Source organism: Kitasatospora sp. NPDC049285 (assembly GCF_040678815.1).
In the GTDB taxonomy this organism is placed as follows: Bacteria; Actinomycetota; Actinomycetes; order Streptomycetales; family Streptomycetaceae; genus Kitasatospora.
In genome coordinates, this window is sequence record NZ_JBFAQR010000010.1 from 87684 (window position 1) to 107333 (window position 19650).

General features: G+C 71.2%; 16 protein-coding genes, 2 tRNA genes and 1 riboswitch. Of the genes, 5 read left to right on the forward strand and 13 right to left on the reverse strand.

Going from position 1 to position 19650, the window contains the following annotated elements:
• Positions 1 to 202 precede the first annotated feature (202 nt).
• The 3 genes from ndk to AB0K51_RS10075 all read right to left on the reverse strand — a co-directional run bounded on the left by ndk (position 203) and on the right by AB0K51_RS10075 (position 2454).
• Positions 203 to 616: a nucleoside-diphosphate kinase gene (gene ndk / locus AB0K51_RS10065; protein WP_363452573.1), complete on the reverse strand. Its 414-nt coding sequence runs from the start codon at positions 614 to 616 to the stop codon at positions 203 to 205.
• Between the two features lie 85 nt (positions 617 to 701).
• Positions 702 to 1055: a DUF4233 domain-containing protein gene (locus tag AB0K51_RS10070; protein WP_363452575.1), complete on the reverse strand. Its 354-nt coding sequence runs from the start codon at positions 1053 to 1055 to the stop codon at positions 702 to 704.
• Between the two features lie 7 nt (positions 1056 to 1062).
• Positions 1063 to 2454 (reverse strand): folylpolyglutamate synthase/dihydrofolate synthase family protein, encoded by a 1392-nt coding sequence (locus AB0K51_RS10075; protein WP_363452577.1) that lies wholly within the window; start codon positions 2452 to 2454, stop codon positions 1063 to 1065.
• Between the two features lie 162 nt (positions 2455 to 2616).
• On the opposite strand from AB0K51_RS10075, the gene AB0K51_RS10080 reads away from it, so the two are divergent.
• On the forward strand, positions 2617 to 4155 hold the full coding sequence (locus AB0K51_RS10080; protein ID WP_363452579.1) for a chitinase: 1539 nt from the start codon (positions 2617 to 2619) through the stop codon (positions 4153 to 4155).
• 83 nt (positions 4156 to 4238) lie between these two features.
• On the opposite strand, the gene AB0K51_RS10085 is transcribed toward AB0K51_RS10080, so the two are convergent.
• Positions 4239 to 4757, reverse strand: coding sequence for a hypothetical protein (locus AB0K51_RS10085; RefSeq protein WP_363452582.1), 519 nt, complete (start codon positions 4755 to 4757; stop codon positions 4239 to 4241).
• Between the two features lie 249 nt (positions 4758 to 5006).
• Positions 5007 to 7646 (reverse strand): valine--tRNA ligase, encoded by a 2640-nt coding sequence (locus AB0K51_RS10090; protein ID WP_363452584.1) that lies wholly within the window; start codon positions 7644 to 7646, stop codon positions 5007 to 5009.
• Positions 7647 to 7793: 147 nt separating this feature from the next.
• Here AB0K51_RS10090 and AB0K51_RS10095 point away from each other — a divergent pair, with 147 nt between their 5' ends.
• Together AB0K51_RS10095 and AB0K51_RS10100 are read left to right on the forward strand one after the other, a co-directional pair.
• Positions 7794 to 8726, forward strand: coding sequence for a hypothetical protein (locus AB0K51_RS10095; protein WP_363452586.1), 933 nt, complete (start codon positions 7794 to 7796; stop codon positions 8724 to 8726).
• Positions 8727 to 8790: 64 nt separating this feature from the next.
• Positions 8791 to 9591 carry a hypothetical protein gene (locus AB0K51_RS10100; RefSeq protein ID WP_363452588.1) on the forward strand — a complete coding sequence of 267 codons (801 nt, stop codon included), beginning with the start codon at positions 8791 to 8793 and terminating at the stop codon, positions 9589 to 9591.
• 78 nt (positions 9592 to 9669) lie between these two features.
• Here AB0K51_RS10100 and clpX read toward each other — a convergent pair whose 3' ends face one another.
• The 5 genes from clpX to AB0K51_RS10125 form a co-directional block, all read right to left on the reverse strand.
• Positions 9670 to 10956, reverse strand: a complete 1287-nt coding sequence (clpX, locus tag AB0K51_RS10105) for an ATP-dependent Clp protease ATP-binding subunit ClpX (protein ID WP_363452590.1) — start codon at positions 10954 to 10956, stop codon at positions 9670 to 9672.
• 279 nt (positions 10957 to 11235) lie between these two features.
• Complete coding sequence (locus AB0K51_RS10110) at positions 11236 to 11898, reverse strand: ATP-dependent Clp protease proteolytic subunit (RefSeq protein ID WP_363452591.1); 663 nt, start codon at positions 11896 to 11898, stop codon at positions 11236 to 11238.
• 44 nt (positions 11899 to 11942) lie between these two features.
• The gene (locus AB0K51_RS10115; protein WP_363452592.1) at positions 11943 to 12578 is read right to left on the reverse strand and encodes an ATP-dependent Clp protease proteolytic subunit; all 636 of its coding nucleotides are present in this window, start codon (positions 12576 to 12578) and stop codon (positions 11943 to 11945) included.
• Between the two features lie 218 nt (positions 12579 to 12796).
• The gene (gene tig, locus AB0K51_RS10120) at positions 12797 to 14179 is read right to left on the reverse strand and encodes a trigger factor (protein ID WP_363452594.1); all 1383 of its coding nucleotides are present in this window, start codon (positions 14177 to 14179) and stop codon (positions 12797 to 12799) included.
• A 188-nt stretch (positions 14180 to 14367) separates the two neighbouring features.
• Positions 14368 to 14441: transfer RNA gene (locus AB0K51_RS10125), tRNA-Pro, on the reverse strand.
• Positions 14442 to 14591: 150 nt separating this feature from the next.
• On the opposite strand from AB0K51_RS10125, the gene AB0K51_RS10130 reads away from it, so the two are divergent.
• Positions 14592 to 14665: transfer RNA gene (locus AB0K51_RS10130), tRNA-Gly, on the forward strand.
• A 131-nt stretch (positions 14666 to 14796) separates the two neighbouring features.
• On the opposite strand, the gene AB0K51_RS10135 is transcribed toward AB0K51_RS10130, so the two are convergent.
• From AB0K51_RS10135 to AB0K51_RS10145, 3 genes are all read right to left on the reverse strand, one after another.
• The gene (locus tag AB0K51_RS10135) at positions 14797 to 15786 is read right to left on the reverse strand and encodes a peptidoglycan DD-metalloendopeptidase family protein (RefSeq protein WP_363452596.1); all 990 of its coding nucleotides are present in this window, start codon (positions 15784 to 15786) and stop codon (positions 14797 to 14799) included.
• 1 nt (position 15787) lies between these two features.
• Positions 15788 to 15944, reverse strand: a riboswitch (cyclic di-AMP (ydaO/yuaA leader).
• Positions 15945 to 16311: 367 nt separating this feature from the next.
• On the reverse strand, positions 16312 to 16506 hold the full coding sequence (locus AB0K51_RS10140) for a hypothetical protein (RefSeq protein WP_363452598.1): 195 nt from the start codon (positions 16504 to 16506) through the stop codon (positions 16312 to 16314).
• A 400-nt stretch (positions 16507 to 16906) separates the two neighbouring features.
• Entirely contained in the window at positions 16907 to 18121 is a 1215-nt protein-coding gene (locus AB0K51_RS10145) for a PP2C family protein-serine/threonine phosphatase (protein WP_363452600.1), read from the reverse strand.
• Between the two features lie 204 nt (positions 18122 to 18325).
• On the opposite strand from AB0K51_RS10145, the gene AB0K51_RS10150 reads away from it, so the two are divergent.
• A complete protein-coding gene (locus tag AB0K51_RS10150) occupies positions 18326 to 19576 on the forward strand; it encodes a GNAT family N-acetyltransferase (RefSeq protein ID WP_363452602.1) in 1251 nt (416 codons plus the stop codon).
• Positions 19577 to 19650 lie beyond the last annotated feature (74 nt).

Sequence of the window (19650 nt, forward strand, 5' to 3'; positions counted from 1 at the left end):
GTACGGCATGCCGCCCATTCTCCGGCGGCGGTACGGCTTCTCATGGCATTGGGACGCCGTGTCGGGGGGTGGGGTTCCGTGATTTGAGGATTAACGCTCAGATGGTGGAACCAGGCTCTCACCAGCCCGAACACCCGGACGCGCGGGTGCCGGGAAGTCCCACGGCACCCACACGTCCGGACGCGGAATCCCTACCGGAACGTCACGCGTGGGCGGGGAAGAAGATCTTGATCTCGCGCTCGGCCGACTCCGGCGAGTCCGAGGCGTGGATCAGGTTCTCGCGGGTGATCGTCGCGTAGTCGCCGCGGATGGTGCCCGCGCCGGCCTGCAGCGGGTCGGTGGCGCCGGCCAGCACCCGGATGCCGGGGACGACGTTCTCGCCCTCGACGATCAGCGCGATCGACGGGCCGGAGGTCATGAACTCCAGCAGCGGCTCGTAGAACGGGCGGCCGACGTGCTCGGCGTAGTGCTGCTCCAGGGTGGCCCGGTCGAAGGTGCGAAGCTCGATCGCAGCGAACCGCCAGCCGGCCTTGCGCTCGATCCGGCTGATGATCTCGCCGGCCAGGCCGCGCTTCACGGCGTCGGGCTTGAGCAGGACGAGAGTGCGCTGGGACACGGTGCGGCTCCTGGTTGTTCGGTCGTGCCTGGTGTATGTCCCAGACACTACCCCGGCCAGGAGGCCGCCCCGTTGACCAGCCCGGTCAGAGCGCGGGCGCGGGCGCGGCGGCGGCCGCGGCGCGCTCCGCCTTGATGACGTCGATCTTGCGTCCGTAGTGCACCGAGCACCACCACAGGCCGCCGAAGACCAGGCCGAAGCCGTACATCGTCGGGAGCACCAGTCCGCTGGCCAGCACGCCGAGTTGGAGCGCCCAGCCGACCCAGACCGCGCCGGGCCGGGTGATCACGCCGCAGAGCAGCACGCAGAGCAGCATCGCGGTGCCGCTGACCGCCCAGATGGTGCCGGTGCCGACGTCGGTGAGCTTCATCGCGACCAGGCCGGCGAACATGATCAGCAGGGCCTCGCCGATCAGGGTGGAGGAGCACAGGGTGCGCATCGGCGGGTTACTTCCTTCCGAACAGTAGGCGCGCCTCGCCCACCGTGATGACGGAGCCGGTGACCAGGACACCGGCGCCGCCGAGGTCCTCCTCCTCGGCGAGGGTGACCGCGGCGTCGATGGCGTCGTCGAGGCGGGGCTCGACCTGGACCCGGTCCTCGCCGAAGACCTCCACCGCGAGCGCGGCGAGCCGGTCGACCGGCATCGCCCGGTGGGTGGAGTTCTGGGTGATGACCACCTCGGCGAGCACCGGCTCGAAGGCCTCCAGGAACCCGGAGACGTCCTTGTCGCCGCTGGTGGCGATCACGCCGACCAGCTTGGTGAAGCCGAACGCCTCGCCGAGCGCGGCGACCGTGGCCTGCGCGCCGTGCGGGTTGTGCGCGGCGTCCAGGATCACGGTGGGGCTGCGCCGGACCACCTCCAGGCGGCCCGGCGAGGAGACGCCGGAGAACGCGATCCGGACCTTGTCCTCGTCCAGGTGCTCGGCGCCGCCCTGGCCGACGCCGAAGAACGCCTCCACGGCCGCCAGCGCGAGCGCCGCGTTGTGCGCCTGGTAGTCGCCGTGCAGCGGCAGGAAGAGGTCCTGGTACTCGTGGCCGCCGAGGCCGCGCAGGGTGACCAGCTGTCCGCCGACCGCGACCTCGCGGCGGATCACGCCGAACTCCATGCCCTCGCGGGCGACGGTGGCCTCCACCTCGACGGCGCGGCGCAGGATGGTCTCGGCGGCGTCCAGCGGCTGCTGGGCGACCACGGCGAGCGCGCCGGCCTTGACGATCCCGGACTTCTCCACCGCGATCTTGCCGGTGGTGTCGCCGAGCTTGTCGGTGTGGTCCAGGCCGATCGGGGTGATCACCGAGACCTGGGCGTCGATCACGTTGGTGGCGTCCCAGGAGCCGCCCATGCCGACCTCGACCACCGCGACGTCCACCGGCGCGTCGGCGAAGGCGGCGTAGGCCATGCCGGTGAGCACCTCGAAGAAGGACATCGCGACCGGCTGCGCCGCGTCCACCATCTGCACGTAGGGCTCGATGTCGCGGTACGTCTCGACGAACTTCTCCGGGCTGATCGGCGCGCCGTCCAGGCTGATCCGCTCGGTGACCGACTCCACGTGCGGCGAGGTGTAGCGGCCGGTGCGCAGTTCGAAGGAGCCGAGCAGCTGCTCGACCATCCGCGCGGTGGACGTCTTGCCGTTGGTGCCGGTGATGTGGATCGAGGGATAGGCGCGCTGCGGCTGGCCGAGGATGTCCATCAGCGCCTCGATCCGCGTCAGCGAGGGCTCCAGCTTGTTCTCCGGCCAGCGGCCGGCCAGCTCGGCCTCGACGGCGCGCAGTTCGGAGTCGGTCCCGCCGGCTTCGGCGGGGCGGACGGTGTAGGGGTTGGGCTCGGCCTTGTCGCTCACCCCGCAAGTCTAAGACCGACCGGCGGCCGTACCCGACCGTGCGCGCGCCAACCCTCAACGGGCCCTCTTGACACCGGAATTGGTCTACTCCACCGTGTGAGTCGCTCCCCCACCGCTCCCCGCACCGCACCACCCATCGACACTCCCCCACATGGAGATGGCATGCGTGCACCACATCACCGACCCCGCACCCAGCGGACCCTGCTCGCCGGGCTGCTGTCCGTCGTCCTCGCCCTGGTCGGCCTGCTGATGGCAGGCACCGGGACGGCCACGGCCGCCAACGTGGACGTGATCCAGAACGGCGACTTCAGCGCCGGCAACCACATCAGCCCGTGGGTCTGCGGCCCGACCGTCGCCGCGGTGAACAACTCCGGCACCGGCTGGGACCTGCAGGGCACCCCGGCCGGCCAGGACTACGCCGGCTGCACCCAGCAGGTCGCCGTGCTCCCCAACTCCACCTACACGCTGACCGCGGTGGTGCAGGGCCCCTACACCTTCCTCGGGGCCACCGGCACCGGCGGCACCGACCCGTCCACCTGGACCAGCGGCACCGGCTGGTCGACGCTGACCACCACCTTCACCACCGGCGCCTCGACCACCTCGGTCTCGGTGTGGTTCCACGGCTGGTACGGCCAGGCCGCCTACCTGGTGGACAAGGTCTCCCTGGTCGGCCCGGGCAGCGGCTCGCCCAGCCCCTCGGCCACCGCCTCCTCGCCGCGGCCGTCCACCTCCACGTCCACCTCGCCCTCCCCGTCGCCCTCCGTCTCGACCTCGCCCAGCAGCTCGCCGACCACTCCCCCGCCGCCTCCCGGGAAGCACCGGCTGACCGGCTACTGGCAGAACTTCTACAACGGCGCCACCCCGCAGCGGATCAGTGACGTCCCGGCCGCGTACGACATCATCGCGGTGGCCTTCGCGGACGCCACCAGCACCCAGGGCGCGATCGGCTTCACCCTGGACTCCACGCTGTCGTCCAAGCTGAACGGCTACACCGAGGCCCAGTTCAAGGCCGACATCGCGGCGAAGCGGGCGGCCGGCAAGAAGGTGATCGTCTCGGTCGGCGGCCAGAACGGCACGATCTCGGTGGCCAGTTCCGCCGCCGCGACCAACTTCGCCGACTCCGCCTACAGCCTGATCCAGACCTACGGCTTCGACGGCGTCGACATCGACCTGGAGAACGGCGTCAACTCCACCTACATGTCGCAGGCGCTGCACTCGCTGGCGAGCAAGGTCGGCTCCGGCTTCGTCCTGACCATGGCCCCGCAGACCATCGACATGCAGTCCACCGGCGGCGAGTACTTCAAGCTGGCGCTGGCCACCAAGGACATCCTCACCATCGTCAACATGCAGTACTACAACAGCGGCACGATGCTCGGCTGCGACGGCAACGTCTACGCCCAGGGCACCGAGAACTTCCTCACCGCGCTGGCCTGCATCCAGCTCCAGGGCGGCCTCGACCCGGGCCAGGTCGGCCTGGGCGTGCCCGCCTCCACCAGTGCGGCGGGCGGCGGCTACACCAGCCCGGCGACCGTCAACGCGGCGCTGGACTGCCTGGCCGCCGGCACCAACTGCGGCACCTTCAAGCCCAGCCGGACCTGGCCGGGCATCGGCGGCGCGATGACCTGGTCCACCAACTGGGACGCCTCGGCGGGCAACCCGGTCGCCACCACCATCGGCTCCCACCTGCACGCCATGCCGTAACCGGCGCCGGCCCGGCAGGAGCGCCGACGCCCTGCCGGGCCCGACCGCCGACCGGCGGCGCCCGACTCAGCAGTGACGATCCGTCAGTAGGTGGCGCGGGGGGTGGGCAGCCGCCCGCCGTGCCGCCGGCGCAGTTCCGCGGCGACCTCCTCCGCCTCGCCCTCCGGCAGCAGCGGCAGCATCATCGCGACCGCCTGCACCAGGCCGCCCAGCAGGTAGGTGGTGTCGGCGGTGCTCGCCACCAGCGCCCGCACGGTGGCGACGTCCCCGGCGGCCACCGCCTCCAGCAACTGGGCGGCGCCGGCGGCCTCCTCGTCCACCGCGACCTGGGAGCTGTCCAGCGGGGCGCGCCGGGCCAGTCCGCGCAGCACCCGGTCGGCGACCTCGGGCGCGTACGCCTTGCGCACCGCCTCGGCGGCGATCCACACCAGCAGGGTGGCCACCTCCCGCTCGGCGTGCTCGGCGAGCAGCAGATCCAGCTCGGTGTCGAAGGCGAGCTGGTTTCCGTGCCGGAATGCCAGCAGCAGCGTCGCCGCCCGGGCCTTGGCCGCCTCCACCTCTTCCATCGGCAGTTCGTCGGCCAACTCCCTGGTCACCACCATGTGCGTGCCCTCCGTTCGTCGCCCCGCCCGAATGGGAACTTCCGTCCACCGTACACATCTGAACTGCGAAGGTCGCTGAACGCGGCGGGAGCGACAACGGAATGCGGCCCAATGGAGTTTGCCCGCGCAATTGCCCCGGAATGCACGCCGAATAGCCGCTGCGAAAGAACTCGGGTCCCGCCTTCAAAAGAAAGGCGGAGGGCCGCCGCCCCCCGGTGGGAGCGACGGCCCTCGACGACCGACGGTGCGTCAGCCCTGCGGCAGCGCGGCGAGCTGCGCGGTGATCCGGACGATGTCGGCCTCCGCGGCCTCCTGCCGGGTGCGGATCTTCGCCACCACGTCGTCCGGCGCCTTGGCCAGGAAGGCCTCGTTGCCGAGCTTGGCGGAGGTCTGCGCCTTCTCCTTCTCGGCGGCCGCGAGGTCCTTCTGCAGGCGCTTGCGCTCGGCCGGGACGTCGATGGTGCCGGACAGGTCGAGCGACACGGTGGCCCCGGCGACCGGCAGCGAGGCGGTGGCGTGGAAGCCCTCCGCCGGCTCGGTCAGCCGCAGCAGCGAACGGATCGCCGCCTCGTGCACCGCGAGCCGGGTGCCGGCCAACTCCAGCTGCGCCGGGACCTTCTGGGTGTCGCGCAGGCCCTGGTCGTTGCGGAACCGGCGGACCTCGGTCACCACCTGCTGCAGCAGGGCGATCTCCGACTCGGCGTCGGCGTCCCGGTAGCCGGAGTCCTTCGGCCACTCGGCGACGACCACCGACTCGGCGCCGGTGAGCGCCGTCCACAGCGCGTCGGTGACGAACGGGACGATCGGGTGCAGCAGACGCAGCGTCACGTCCAGCACCTCGCCGAGGACCCGGCGGGCGTTGTCGGCCTGCGCGCCGCCCTTGCCCAGGGTGGTCTTGGAGAGCTCGACGTACCAGTCGAAGACCTCGTCCCAGGCGAAGTGGAACAGCGTGTCGGAGACCTTGGCGAACTCGAAGTCCTCGTAGAGGGCGTCGACCTCGGCCACCGTGGCGTTCAGCCGGGACAGGATCCAGCGGTCCGCGGCGGTGAGCTCCTCCGGCGCGGGCAGCGGGCCCTGCACGGTGGCGCCGTTCATCAGCGCGAAGCGGGTGGCGTTCCAGATCTTGTTGCAGAAGTTCCGCGAGCCCTTGACCCAGTCCTCGCCGATCGGCACGTCCGCACCGGGGTTGGCGCCGCGGGCCAGCGTGAAGCGGACGGCGTCCGCACCGTAGGCGTCCATCCAGTCCAGCGGGTCGACGGCGGTGCCGGAGGACTTCGACATCTTCTTGCCGAACTCGTCGCGGACCAGGCCGGTCAGCGCGACCGTCTTGAACGGTGCCTGGCCGTCCATCGCGTACAGGCCGAACATCATCATCCGGGCGACCCAGAAGAAGATGATGTCGTGGCCGGTCAGCAGCACGTCGGTCGGGTAGAACTTCTCCAGGTCCGCGGTCTGCTCCGGCCAGCCCAGGGTGGAGAACGGCCACAGACCGGAGGAGAACCAGGTGTCCAGGACGTCCGGGTCCTGCACCCAGCCCTCGCCGGTGGGCGGCTGCTCGTCCGGTCCGACGCAGACGACCTCGCCGTTCGGGCCGTACCAGACCGGGATCCGGTGGCCCCACCAGAGCTGGCGCGAGATGCACCAGTCGTACATGTTGTCGACCCAGTCGAAGTAGCGGCGCTCCAGCTCCTTCGGGTGGATCTGGACCCGGCCGTCGCGGACCGCGTCGCCCGCGGCCTTGGCCAGCGGCTCGACCTTGACCCACCACTGCAGCGACAGCCGCGGCTCGACCACGGTCTTGCAGCGCGAGCAGTGGCCGACGGCGTGCTCGTAGGGGCGCTTCTCGGCGACGATGCGCCCCTGCTCGCGCAGCGCGCCGACCACGGCGGCGCGCGCGTCGTGCCGGTCCAGGCCGAGGAACGGCCCGTGCACCGTGATGGCGCCGCGCTCGTCCATCACCGTCAGGTTCGGCAGGTTGTGCCGCTGGCCGATGGCGAAGTCGTTCGGGTCGTGCGCGGGCGTCACCTTGACGGCGCCGGTGCCGAACTCCGGGTCGACGTGCTCGTCGGCGATGACCGGGATCTCACGGTCCGTCAGCGGCAGCTTGATGGTCCGTCCGACCAGGTGCGCGTAGCGCTCGTCGGACGGGTGGACGGCCACCGCGGTGTCGCCCAGCAGGGTCTCGGCGCGGGTGGTGGCGACCACGATCGAGTCGTCGCCGTCGCCGTAGCGGATCGAGACCAGCTCCCCGGGGACGTTCTCGTGCTCGACCTCGATGTCGGAGAGCGCGGTCAGGCAGCGCGGGCACCAGTTGATGATGCGTTCGGCGCGGTAGATCAGGCCGTCGTCGAAGAGCTTCTTGAAGATGGTCTGGACGGCCTGCGACAGGCCCTCGTCCATGGTGAAGCGCTCGCGGGACCAGTCGACGCCGTCACCGAGGCGGCGCATCTGGCCGAGGATCCGGCCGCCGTAGTTCTCCTTCCACTCCCAGACCTTGTCGACGAAGGCCTCGCGGCCCAGGTCGTGCCGGGACAGGCCGGACTCGGCGAGCTGCTGCTCCACCTTGTTCTGGGTGGCGATGCCCGCGTGGTCCATGCCGGGGAGCCACAGCGCCTCGAAGCCCAGCATCCGCTTGCGGCGGGTGAGGGCGTCCATCAGCGTGTGCTGGAAGGCGTGGCCGAGGTGCAGCGCGCCGGTGACGTTCGGCGGCGGGATGACGATGGTGTACGCCGGCTTCTCGCTCTTCGCGTCCGCCGTGAAGTAACCGCGCTCTACCCAGCGCTCGTACAGCTCGCCCTCTACGTCGGCCGGAGCGTAGGTCGTCGGGAGGGTGGCTGCGTCGTCCCCGGGGTAGGAATTCGCGGGGCGCTGGTTCGTCGTGTCGGTCACGACGGACAGTTTACGGAAGGCCGGGCCGCGGTTACGAACCGATAGTGCCCGGACCACTCGGGCGGCCCGTGGGGGGCGTACGGTACCGTGCCCGAATACTCGACGAGACCGGGGCCGCGCGAGTCAGCGGCGGGGGAGACGAAGCGCATGTACGGCCAGGGGCAGGGACAACCGTATCCGCAGGGGCAGCCGCAGCAGCCGTACGGCGCGCAGCAACCTCCGTACGGCGCACCGCCGCAGCAGCCGCCCGGCCAGCAGCAGTGGGGCGCGCCCCCGCAGCAGCCGTACGGCCAGCCCCCGCAGCAGCCCGGCTACGGCACCCCGCCACCCGCCGGGCAGCCGCCGTACGGCCAGCAGCCGCAGCCCGGTTACGGCTACCCGCAGCAGCAGCCGCCCGCGCAGCAGCCCTGGGGCGGCGCCCCGCAGCAGCCCGGGTACGGCTACCAGCCGCCGGCGCCGGCGAAGAGCGGCAAGGGTCCGCTGATCGCGATCGTCGCGGTGGTGGTGCTCGCGGTGCTCGGCGGCGTCGGGTACTACGCGCTGAGTGACGGCTCGTCCGGTCCCGGTTCCGGTACCGGCGGCAAGTACAAGCTGACCGCTCCGGACACGGTGGCCGGCTACACCAAGAAGTCGTCCTCGGACAAGGGCGCGGTGAACGGCACCGACGGCCTGGCTACCCTGGAGGGCTCGCTCGGCGCGCTGTACCAGAAGACGCCGACCGACATGATCAGCTTCGGCGGTGGCTGGGGCACCGTCAACGACCCCGGCGCGATGCTGAAGACCGCCTCCGACCAGGCCACCCAGTCCCAGGCCGCCGGTACCGCGGGCAAGTTGACCTGGAAGAAGCAGCCGACCGACGTCGCCGCCAACGACCCCACCGACCCGGGCGCCAAGCTGCAGTGCGGCGTGGCCACCTCCGGCGTGGTGGAGATGCCGGTGTGCATGTGGGCCAGCCACTCCACCTTCGGCACCGTCGCGTTCGTGACGATGAGCGCCACCGGCACCCCGCAGCCGATCACCCAGACCCAGGCGGCCGACCGCACCCGGCAGTTCCGGGACGCCGTGGTGGCCCCCAAGTAGCCACCGCCGCAGCGTCGTTCACACCCCTTCACCTCACCACTTTTCGCGCGAATCGGAGTTCTCCGTGTCCGACAACCAGTTCGGTCCGCCGCAGCCCGGCTTCGGCCCGCCGCAGCCGCAGGCCCCGGCCGGCGTGCCCCCGCAGGCCGGCTACGGCTACCCGCAGCAGGCGCCGGCCCAGCCGCAGCAGCCCTGGGGCGGCGGCCAGGTCCCGCCGCAGGCGTTCCCGGCCGGCGCCCCCGGCGGGTTCCCGCCCGGCTACCCGGCCCCGCCGAAGAAGTCCCGCAAGGCGCTGTGGATCGTGCTCGGTTGCGTGGCCGGCGTGATCCTGCTCGGCGGCGGCCTGCTCGGCTACTTCATCTACGACACCGCCTCGAAGACCGGCAAGAACAAGGTCGTGCTGCCGGAGACCTTCCACAGCATGACCCGCGACCCCAACGAGGACTCCGCCAAGGAGCTCGCCAACGAGCTGCAGTCGGACTTCAGCAAGGGCGACTCGGCGTGGACGCCGACCGAGGTGGTCAGCTCCATCTACCACTCGGCGGACAACGAGAAGGCCGCCATCGTGGCCGGCGCCTACGGCAACGTGCTGCTGCCGTCCAAGCAGGTCGACGCGGTCTTCACCGGCGCCACCTCGGGCGGCGCGGCGATCACCGACCGCAAGGACGTCGACCCGGGCCCGCTGGGCGGCCGGATGTCCTGCGGCACCACGGAGACCGGCGGCGAGAAGGTCGGCTTCTGCGCCTGGGCCGACGGCTCCTCGGTGATGATGCTGATGGAGTTCGACGCCTCCACCGCGGTCTCGCTGGACCAGATCGCCGCCGACGCGCGCGAGCTGCGCGGCATCTCGGAGATCCCCAAGTAACCTCCGGCACCCGGCAACAGAACGGGCCCCGCACCGAACTCCGGTGCGGGGCCCTTCCGTTGAAGCCTTGACGGAGCGTCAGGCGCTCTTCTCCCGACGCTCGCGCTTGATCATGTCGCGCGGCACCAGGGTCGGGATGGCGTGCTTGGAGACCACGTCGCCGGTGACCACCACGCGGGCGACGTCCTGCCGGGACGGCACCTCGTACATCACGGACATCAGCACCTCCTCCATGATGGCCCGCAGCCCGCGCGCGCCGGTGCCGCGCAGGATCGCCTGGTCGGCGATCGCCTCCAGCGCGTCCCGGGTGAACTCCAGCTCCACGCCGTCGAGTTCGAAGAGCTTGCGGTACTGCTTCACGAGCGCGTTCTTCGGCTCGGTGAGGATCTGCAGCAGCGCCTCGCGGTCCAGGTTGTGCACGCTGGTGATGACCGGGAGGCGGCCGATGAACTCCGGGATCATCCCGAACTTCACCAGGTCCTCCGGCATCACCTGGCGGAAGTGGTCGGAGGCGTCCTGCTCGCGCTTGGAGCGGATGGTGGCGCCGAAGCCGATGCCCTTCGCGCCGGCCCGGCCCTCGATGATCCGCTCGAGGCCGGCGAACGCACCGCCGACGATGAACAGCACGTTGGTGGTGTCGATCTGGATGAACTCCTGGTGCGGGTGCTTGCGGCCCCCCTGCGGCGGCACCGAGGCGGTGGTGCCCTCCAGGATCTTCAGCAGCGCCTGCTGCACGCCCTCGCCGGAGACGTCCCGGGTGATCGACGGGTTCTCGCTCTTGCGGGCCACCTTGTCGATCTCGTCGATGTAGATGATCCCGGTCTCGGCCTTCTTGACGTCGTAGTCGGCCGCCTGGATCAGCTTCAGCAGGATGTTCTCGACGTCCTCGCCGACGTACCCGGCCTCGGTCAGCGCGGTGGCGTCGGCGATCGCGAACGGCACGTTCAGCATCCGGGCCAGGGTCTGCGCGAGCAGCGTCTTGCCGGAGCCGGTCGGGCCGAGCAGCAGGATGTTGGACTTGGCCAGCTCGATCGCGTCGTCCCGGCCGTTGCCGGCGCGGCCGGTCTCGCCCGCCTGCACCCGCTTGTAGTGGTTGTAGACCGCGACCGACAGCGCCTTCTTGGCGAGGTCCTGGCCGACCACGTACTGGTCGAGGAACTCGTAGATCTCGCGGGGCTTCGGCAGCTCCTCGAAGCGCACCTCGGAGCTCTCGGCGAGCTCCTCCTCGATGATCTCGTTGCACAGGTCGATGCACTCGTCGCAGATGTACACGCCTGGCCCGGCGATCAGCTTCTTCACCTGCTTCTGCGACTTGCCGCAGAACGAGCACTTGAGCAGGTCGCCACCGTCTCCGATGCGTGCCACGAGGTGCTTCCCCTTCGCCAGGGGCCCCGCGGGGGTCGGGGCCTGGTGCTGTGGACCGGCCCCGCCGTCGGCGGTCGGTCCCGGTATCCGACGGTACTCTGCCGAGCCGCGGTTTCCGCCGACTTCGACAGCTCTGCCGTACGCCCTGGGCGAATTGATACCGAACAGATGCCGTCGCGGGTGCATGACCCGTCAAGTCATTGTGCCGGGGCGGACGCCCCGACCGGAACGCCCCGCGACGGGGCGTACGTCACGTACGCGCCGTCGCGGGGCGGTGGATCACTCGCCGTACGAGGTCTTCCGGGTCGAGATGATCTGGTCGATCAGGCCGTACTCCAGCGCTTCCTCGGCGGTGAGGATCTTGTCGCGCTCGATGTCGTCGCGGACCTGGGTCACGTCCTTGTTGGAGTGCTTGGCCAGCATCTCCTCCAGCTGCGCGCGCATCCGGAAGATCTCGTTGGCCTGGATCTCCAGGTCGGACACCTGGCCGCGGCCGGTCTCGGTGTACGGCTGGTGGATCAGGATGCGGGCGTTCGGCAGCGCCATCCGCTTGCCGGGGGAGCCCGCCGCCAGGATCACCGCGGCGGCCGAGGCGGCCTGGCCCATGCAGACGGTCTGGATGTCCGGCTTCACGAACTGCATGGTGTCGTAGATCGCGGTCAGCGCGGTGAACGAGCCGCCCGGGGAGTTGATGTAGACCGAGATGTCGCGGTCCGGGTCCATCGACTCCAGGCAGATCAGCTGCGCCATGATGTCGTTCGCGGAGACGTCGTCCACCTGCGAGCCGAGGAAGATGATGCGCTCCTCGAACAGCTTGGCGTACGGGTCGTACTCCCGGATGCCCTGCGAGGTGCGCTCGACGAACCGCGGGACGATGTAGCGGCCCTCGGCCCGCATGTCCTCCAGGCGGGCCTTGGCACCGGACAGGCTGGGGATGTTCATGTTCTCTGGTCCTCCGAAGCGTGCGGTCTGGGTTCCGATGCCGGTCAGCCGGCCAGGCCGGCGCCGGTGCCGCCGCCACCGGGGACGTCCGCGGCGCTGTGCATGATGTCGTCGATCAGGCCGTAGGCCTTGGCCTCCTCCGGCGTGAACCAGCGGTCACGGTCGGAGTCCGCGGTGATCTGCTCGAAGGACTGGCCACTGTGGTGGGCGATCAGCTCCGACATCCGCTTCTTGGTGCGCAGCAGCTGCTCGGCCTGGATCCGGATGTCGGTGGCCGAGCCGCCGAGGCCCGCGGAGGGCTGGTGCATCAGGATGTTGGCGTTCGGCAGCGAGAAGCGCTTGCCCTTCGCACCCGCGGTCAGCAGGAACTGACCCATCGAGGCGGCCATGCCCATCGCGATGGTGACCACGTCGTTCTTGATGTACTGCATGGTGTCGTAGATCGCCATGCCCGCCGAGATCGATCCACCCGGGGAGTTGATGTAGAGGTAGATGTCCTTCTCGGGGTCAGCCGCGAGCAGCAGCAGCTGGGCGGTGATCTTGTTGGCGATGTCGTCGTCGACCTGCTGGCCGAGGAAGATGATGCGCTCGTTGAGCAGCCGGTTGTAGACCTGGTCGCCCAGGCCGCCGAGCACGTCGCCGGCGGCGGCGTGCGGCGCCATCAGTCCAGGCATCTGCATCTGCGGGAACGTCACTTAGCCACCTGCTCAGTCGATCTGCTTTGGGTGTCGCTGTCTATGGACCCTAACGCCCGGGCCCGGCCGCTGAATCCCCCACGCAGAACTGTTCGCTGTGAGCGCAGGGTGAGCACGGGAACGCGAACGGGCCCGGGCACCGTGCGGTGCCCGGGCCCGTTCCCGGCTGACGCGGCGTCGGCTGACGCCCGCTAGTGCGGAGCTCAGGCCTCCGCGGACTCCTCGGCGGCGGCCTCGACGGTCTCGTCGGCGGCCTCGTCCTCGTCGTCCTCGAAGGAGACGGTCTCACCGTTGGTGTCGGTGACCTTGGCGGCCTCGACCACCAGGGCCAGCGCCTTGCCGCGGGCGACCTCGCCGACCAGGAGCTGCACCTGGCCGCCCTGGACGACCTGCTGCGCGAACTGGTCCGGGGTCAGGCCCGAGCCGGCGGCGCGGCGGATGAGGTGCTCGGTGAGCTCCTCCTGGTTGACGCCCAGCTCCTCGTTCTTGACGATCTGGTCCAGCACGAACTGGGTCTTGATGCCCTTCTTCGCCTGCTCCTCGGTCTCCGCGTCGTAGTCCTCGCGGGACTTGTCCTGGGAGGCCAGGTAGGTGTCGAGGGTCAGGCCCATCGGCTCCAGCTGGTGGTGCTCGAGGTTGTGCTTGCGGGTGCCGATCTCGTCCTGGAGGAGCTTCTCCGGGTAGTCCATCTCGACCCGGCCGAGCAGCTCGTCGAGGACCTTCTCCTGGGCCTGGGTGGCCTGGTCGAACTCCTTCATCCGCTCAAGGCGCTTGCGGGAGTCCCCGCGCAGCTCCTCCAGGGTGTCGAACTCGCTCGCCAGCTGCGCGAACTCGTCGTCCAGCTCCGGGAGTTCCTTCTCCTGGACGGCGGTCACGGTGACCGTGACCTCGGCGTCCTGGCCGGTCTGGCTGCCACCCTTGAGGGCGCTGGTGAAGGTCTTGGACTCACCGGCGGACAGGCCGATCACGGCCTCGTCGATGCCGTCCAGCAGACGACCGGAGCCGATCTCGTAGCTCACGCCGGTGGCGGTGCCGTCGTCCGGCACCTCACCGTCGACCTTGGCCTCCAGGTCGATCACCACGACGTCGCCCTCGGCGGCGGCGCGCTCGACGTCCTTGACCGAGGAGAAACGCTCGCGGAGCTGCTCCAGCGACTTCTCGATGTCCTCGTCGCTGACCTCGATCGGGTCGACGACGACGGCGATCTCGGTGAAGTCGGGCAGGGTGACCTCGGGGCGCACGTCGACCTCGGCGACGAACTTGAGGTCACCGCCGTCCGCCAGGTTCTCGACACCCTCGATGCCGGTGATGTCCGGCTGGCCCAGCACGTCGATCTGGCCCTCGTCGACGGCCTGCGTGTAGAAGCGCGGAAGCGCGTCGTTGACGGCCTCCTCCAGCACGGCGCCACGGCCGAACCGCTGGTCGATCACCTTGTTCGGGATCTTGCCCTTACGGAAGCCCGGTACGGTGACCTGCTGGTTGATCTTCTTGTACGCCGCGTCGAGGCTGGGCTTGAGCTCCTCGAAGGGCACCTCGACGGTGAGTCGAACCCGGGTCGGGTTCAGAGTCTCGACGGCGCTCTTCACGGTTAGGTCTCCTAGGGGCTTGCGGTCAGGGCGATAGGCGGTTGGGGCTGCATTGCTGTCCGTACTACCGCCAGCGGTCCATCCTACCGGTACCACGAAAGCGACTGTGCCCGGCACCGGCGGCGTTCCGGAAAAGCGGAAGACGACAACAGGGCCCCGCCCGCCGGACGAGACCCTGCCGCACACGGTCGGGGTGACCGGATTCGAACCGACGGCCTTCCGCTCCCAAAGCGGACGCGCTACCAACCTGCGCCACACCCCGTGGTGCCGAGCAGAAGAGTACACGTCGGCCCGCCCCCGACCGGAGCGAAATCCGCGAGCCGACGGCGGCAAAGCGGTGTGCATTCCGCGGCCCCGACCAGGTACGCTAGGCCAGTCCTCACCACCGCCACGGCGGTGCGGGTACGCCTACGCGGGTGTAGCTCAATGGTAGAGCCCCAGTCTTCCAAACTGGTCACGCGAGTTCGATTCTCGTCACCCGCTCCACAGCCCGACGGCCCCGACTGCACCCGCAGTTGGGGCCGTCTGCGTTTCCGCTCGGGCCGTCGGTGTTTCCGCCCGGCAGCCCGAAGGCCCCGCGCAACGCTGCGCGGGGCCTTCGACGGTTACTGCGGGGATCAGACGTTGACGCCGTGGGCGGCCAGGTAGGCGACCGGGTCGATGTCGGAGCCGTAGTCCGGGGTGGTGCGGATCTCGAAGTGCAGGTGCGGGCCGGTCACGTTGCCGGTGGCGCCGGACAGGCCGATCTGCTGACCCGCCGTCACGGACTGGCCGGCCGAGACGGAGATCGAGGAGAGGTGGGCGTACTGGGCGTACTTGCCGTCGGCCAGCTTGATGATGACCTGGTTGCCGTAGGCGCCACCGTTGCCGGCGGAGACCACGGTGCCCGCGGCGATCGCCTTGAGGCTGGTGCCGGTGGAGACCGGGAAGTCGATGCCGGTGTGGTAGCCGCTGGCCCAGTTGGAGCCCGCCACCTTGTAACCGGTGGTGACGCTGCCGGGGGCCGGCGCGACGTAGCCGGAGGAGGCCACCGAGGAGGTGGACGCCTTGGGGGCGGCCTGCACGGTCTTGGCGGTGGAGGTGGTCGACTTCGCCGCGGAGGTGGTCGACTTGGTGGAGCCGGACGCCTTGGCGGTGTCGTTGCTGGACGCCTTCGGGGCCTGCTCGGCCTTCGGGGCGGCCTGCTCGGTCTTCGGCGCGGCGGCGGTCTCCGCGGCCTTGCCGTTGACGGTGAGCTGCTGGCCCGGGTAGATCAGGTTCGGGTTGCCGCCGATGACCGAGCGGTTGTCCTGGTACAGCTTCTGCCAGCCGCCGTCCACCTTCTGGGCGGTGGCGATCTTCGACAGGGTGTCGCCGGAGACGACCTTGTAGTCGTGCGCGGCGGCGGCCGGAGCGGCCTGCGGCGCGGCGGCGGCGGTGTCGGCGACCGGGGTGGCGTCCACCGAGACCTGGGCCCACTGGCGGCCGTTGTCCTGGTGGTCGGTGGTGACGTGCGCGGAAGCGGCGGTCACCGGGAGGCCGACCGCGGCGCCGGCGACGCCGGTGGCGATGGCGATACGGACGAGGGTGGTCATACGCGGCTTGCGGTGCTTGCCCTTGACGGACATGAGCATTCCTCTCCGACGCCTACGAGGTGAGCTGTCGGGTTCGGGCGAGAGTTGCCCGGCCGCAAGCGCGGCTTCACCCCGAGCCGGGGCCCGTGTTCCGGGTCCGGCGACTTACCTGTGGTTCCCCCGCTCCTGCCGTGACTGGGTATCTGGTCGGCACCGGACGGCGGCAGGACTAGGCGTTCCGCTCGGTGGCCCACCCGGACCATTGCCGGGCTGCTGAGGAAGCAAAACCCACGGGTCAGGAGGCTGGCAAGCGCCGAAAAGCCCCGTTCCCAAGATCGGGAAGGGGCTGACGGATCGACAGGTCACGCTCTGCCGAGCGGCCTGCTGCGGTCCGCGCACGGGATCATGACGGTGTGCCTACGAACCCTCTACGCGGGGCGATTTCGGGCACCCTCCGCAGTGCGGTGCGGACGCGGAGTGACGGAACGGGTGACCCTGGTCACCCGCGGGCAGGCCGGTGCGACGGCGCGGGGCGCCTCCCCGTCCGTCGCGGTGTTCCCCCCGGGAGCCGACGGTGCGTCAACCCGCGATCGAGGAGATGGCTTTGGCGACCGAGTTGAGGAACTGCTGGATCGGACCGGCCGCGGTCGACTGGCTCAGCATGAAGCCGAACAGCGCGGCGACGATGAAGTGCCCGCTCTTCAGCTGCTTGTTGCGGATGAAGATGGCGCAGACGATGCCGAACAGGACCAGCGCGGAGACGGAGAAGGCCACCCGGACTCACTTCCTCGGTTCATGGCGGGGACTCGTGTCGGAACCGGAGATGGCTCCAGGCGGAAACCGGCCCCAACCCCCCGTGTCCCCACCAGCCCATCCGGACTCAGTGTGGTCGTTCGTGCGGACTGCGTAAAGGACTTGCCCACAAGCCCGGCGCCGCAACCCGCGCGATGAGACTGATTTTCGCCGACCGTGACCATAGCGGACCGGCCTTGACGGACCGTCGGCGGGCGGCGGACTGCGGGGGCTCTCCCGGCAAACCGGCAGGCAGACCCGCAGGTGATCCATTCCCCGGGTGCCGCAGGAGAATTGGCCGAAGATCAACGTCCCGGGTTGACACTCCGTGGACAGCCCGCGAGCGCCTCCCGCACGGTGCGCCGACCGGCGCGGGCGGGAGTCAGCGACGCCAGACCAGCAGCACGGCGCGGTCGTCGTTGACGTGCTTGGCGACGGTGTCGATGAGCCGGACCGCGGCGCCGGAGCGCCCGGCCACCGGGGCGGTGGCCACCAGCCGGTCCGCCTCGCCCATCAGCCGGTCCATGCCCTCGGCGAGGTCGCGGCCGGGGATCTCCACCATGCCGTCGGTGCACATCAGCAGCAGGTCACCGGGGCCGAGGGTGCCGCGCACCCCTTCGAACTTGGCGCCGTCGTACACCCCGAGCAGCGGGCCCTCGGCCTGCTTGACCTCCCAGTGGCCGGCGCCGGCGAGGCGGTGCATGCCGGGCAGGTGGCCGGCCGACAGCAGCTCGTACTCGCCGGTGTCCAGGTCGAGCACCAGGTGGACGGCGGTGGCGAAGCCCTCCTCCCAGTCCTGGCGGAGCAGGTAGCCGTTGGCGGCGGGCAGGAAGTCGTGGGCGGGCAGCGAGCCGAGCAGGCCGCCGAAGGCGCCGGACAGCAGCAGGGCCCGGCTGCCGGCGTCCATGCCCTTGCCGGAGACGTCGGCGAGCACCGCCTCCAGCACCCGGCCGCCGGGGCCGGTGCGGGCGGCCACCATGAAGTCGCCGGAGAAGGACTGGCCGCCGGCCGGGCGCAGCGCCATGTCGGCGTGCCAGCCCTCCGGGAGCCGGGGGACGCGGCCCTGCACCCGGATCCGCTCGCGCAGGTCGAAGAGCATGGTGGAGCCGCCGCGCCACGGCACGCCGACCCGGCGGCGGAACTGGGCGACCAGCAGCCCGGCGACGCCGACCGCGCCGACCACCAGGGCCGCGCCGGGGGTGACCCCGTAGATGTAGGCGTCGGGGTTGTCGGCCGCGGTCCGCTCCCCGGTGTGCACCAGGGACTCGGTGATCAGCCCGCCGGCCGCGACCGCGTACAGCAGCACCAGGGTGCCGGGGCGCAGCAGCAGGGCGCCGGCCAGGATCGGCAGCACCAGGGCGGTGGGCGGGCACCAGTTGGGGATCCAGACGTTCAGCATGACCAGCAGCGGGACGGCCAGCGCGAGCAGCGCGAAGGCCCACCAGTCGGCGCCGTCGCCGCGGAAGTAGTCCACCCCGGTTCGGCGCAGCCTGCGTCGGGCCCGGTACAGCGCCGCGCGCCACCGGGCCGTCACGGGCTCGCGGGCCGCCTTGGCGGCCGGGCGGCCCGTCGCACTCGTCCGCGTGCTGTCGGCCATGGGGTCCGACCTTATCCACCGGCGGTGCGCGCGTCGACGGGGTGGGCGGCCCGGGCGCGCCGGGCCGCGCGCCGCGGGCGGGTTTCGGCCGCCGGGCGGCCGGGGTGCGGCCACCCGGCGGCAGGGCGGGCGCCGGGGCGGCCGGGCCGGTGGCACGTCCGCAATTCCGTCGCCATCGCCCGGATCGGGTGATAGGAGGGGTACATGACGATTCGACACCCCGAGCTGACCGTCCGGCCGTTGCGCGCCGAGGAGTGGGAGGAGTGGTACCGGAACCTGGAGGTGGCCTTCGGCGGGGACCAGGAGCCGCCCGAGGAGCGGTCGCTGTGGCGGGAGTTGACCGAGGTGGAGCGCTCGCTGTCGATCTGCGAGGGCGAGCGGACGGTCGGCGGCGGCGGGGCGTTCACCTTCCGGGTGGTGGTGCCGGGCGGTGCGGTGGTCCCGGCGGCGGGGGTGACCATGGTGGGCGTGCTGCCGACGCACCGGCGGCGCGGCGCGCTGACTGCGCTGATGCGCCGTCAGCTGGACGACGTGCGGGCGGCCGGTGAGCCGCTGGCGGTGCTGACCGCCTCGGAGCCGCCGATCTACGGCCGGTTCGGCTACGGGCAGGCGACCCGCAAGGTGGCGGTGGAGCTGGAGCGCGGCCGGGTGCGGGTGCACGTCCCGCCGGGCCCGGCCGCGGCGCTGCGGCTGGCCGACCCGGTGGCCGAACTCGCGCGCTGCGAGGAGCTGTACGCCGCGCTCGCCACCCGCCGCCCGGGCACCCTGGTGCGCGCGCCGGGCTGGGACCGGGTGGGCGTGCTGGACGCCCCGGCGTCCCGCGGCGGCTACTCCCCGCTGCAGTGCGTGCTGGCCGAGGACCCGGCCACCGGCGAACTGCTGGGCTACGCCCGGTACGCGGTGAAGGGCGACTGGCGGGACGGCAGCCCGGTCGGCGTGGTGCGGGTCCGCTCGGTGGTGGCCGCGCACTCGGGGGTGTCCGCCCGGCTGTGGGAGTACCTGCTGGACCAGGACCTGACCGAGCGGGTGGAGGTGCGCAGCCTGCCGGTGGACGATCCGCTGCTGCACCTGGTGTCGGACGTCCGGCGGCTGCGGCCGCGGCTGGAGGACGCGATGTTCGTCCGCCTGGTGGACCTGCCGGCGGCGCTGACGGCCCGCGGGTACGCGCAGTCGGTGGACGTGGTGCTGGAGGTGACCGACGCGTTCTGCCCGTGGAACGCCGGGCGCTGGCGGCTGACCGCGGGCCCGGGCCGCTCGGCGGTCTGCGTCCGCACCGAGGAGGCGGCCGAACTGGAGCTGGACGTCCGGGAGTTGGGGGCGGTCTACCTGGGCGGCGGCTCGCTGGCGGCGCTCGCCTCGGCAGGCCTGGTGACCGAGCTGCGCCCGGGGGCGCTGGAGGGCGTCTCGGCGGCCTTCCGGTCGGCGCTGGAGCCCTGGCTGCCGCACGGCTTCTGACCGGGCGGCCGACCCGGCGGCGGAACGCCGACGCCCGCCGCCGGTCGAGCACCGGCGGCGGGCGTCGTGCGTCC

What these genes read in the sequence shown, in the direction of transcription:
- AB0K51_RS10070 (WP_363452575.1), bottom strand. Translation starts at nt 1,055, where the DNA reads ATGCGCACCCTGTGCTCCTCCACCCTGATCGGCGAGGCCCTGCTGATC.
- AB0K51_RS10080 (WP_363452579.1), top strand. Translation starts at nt 2,617, where the DNA reads ATGCGTGCACCACATCACCGACCCCGCACCCAGCGGACCCTGCTCGCC.
- AB0K51_RS10085 (WP_363452582.1), bottom strand. Translation starts at nt 4,757, where the DNA reads ATGGTGGTGACCAGGGAGTTGGCCGACGAACTGCCGATGGAAGAGGTG.
- AB0K51_RS10095 (WP_363452586.1), top strand. Translation starts at nt 7,794, where the DNA reads ATGTACGGCCAGGGGCAGGGACAACCGTATCCGCAGGGGCAGCCGCAG.
- AB0K51_RS10110 (WP_363452591.1), bottom strand. Translation starts at nt 11,898, where the DNA reads ATGAACATCCCCAGCCTGTCCGGTGCCAAGGCCCGCCTGGAGGACATG.
- AB0K51_RS10115 (WP_363452592.1), bottom strand. Translation starts at nt 12,578, where the DNA reads ATGCAGATGCCTGGACTGATGGCGCCGCACGCCGCCGCCGGCGACGTG.
- AB0K51_RS10135 (WP_363452596.1), bottom strand. Translation starts at nt 15,786, where the DNA reads ATGTCCGTCAAGGGCAAGCACCGCAAGCCGCGTATGACCACCCTCGTC.
- AB0K51_RS10145 (WP_363452600.1), bottom strand. Translation starts at nt 18,121, where the DNA reads ATGGCCGACAGCACGCGGACGAGTGCGACGGGCCGCCCGGCCGCCAAG.
- AB0K51_RS10150 (WP_363452602.1), top strand. Translation starts at nt 18,326, where the DNA reads ATGACGATTCGACACCCCGAGCTGACCGTCCGGCCGTTGCGCGCCGAG.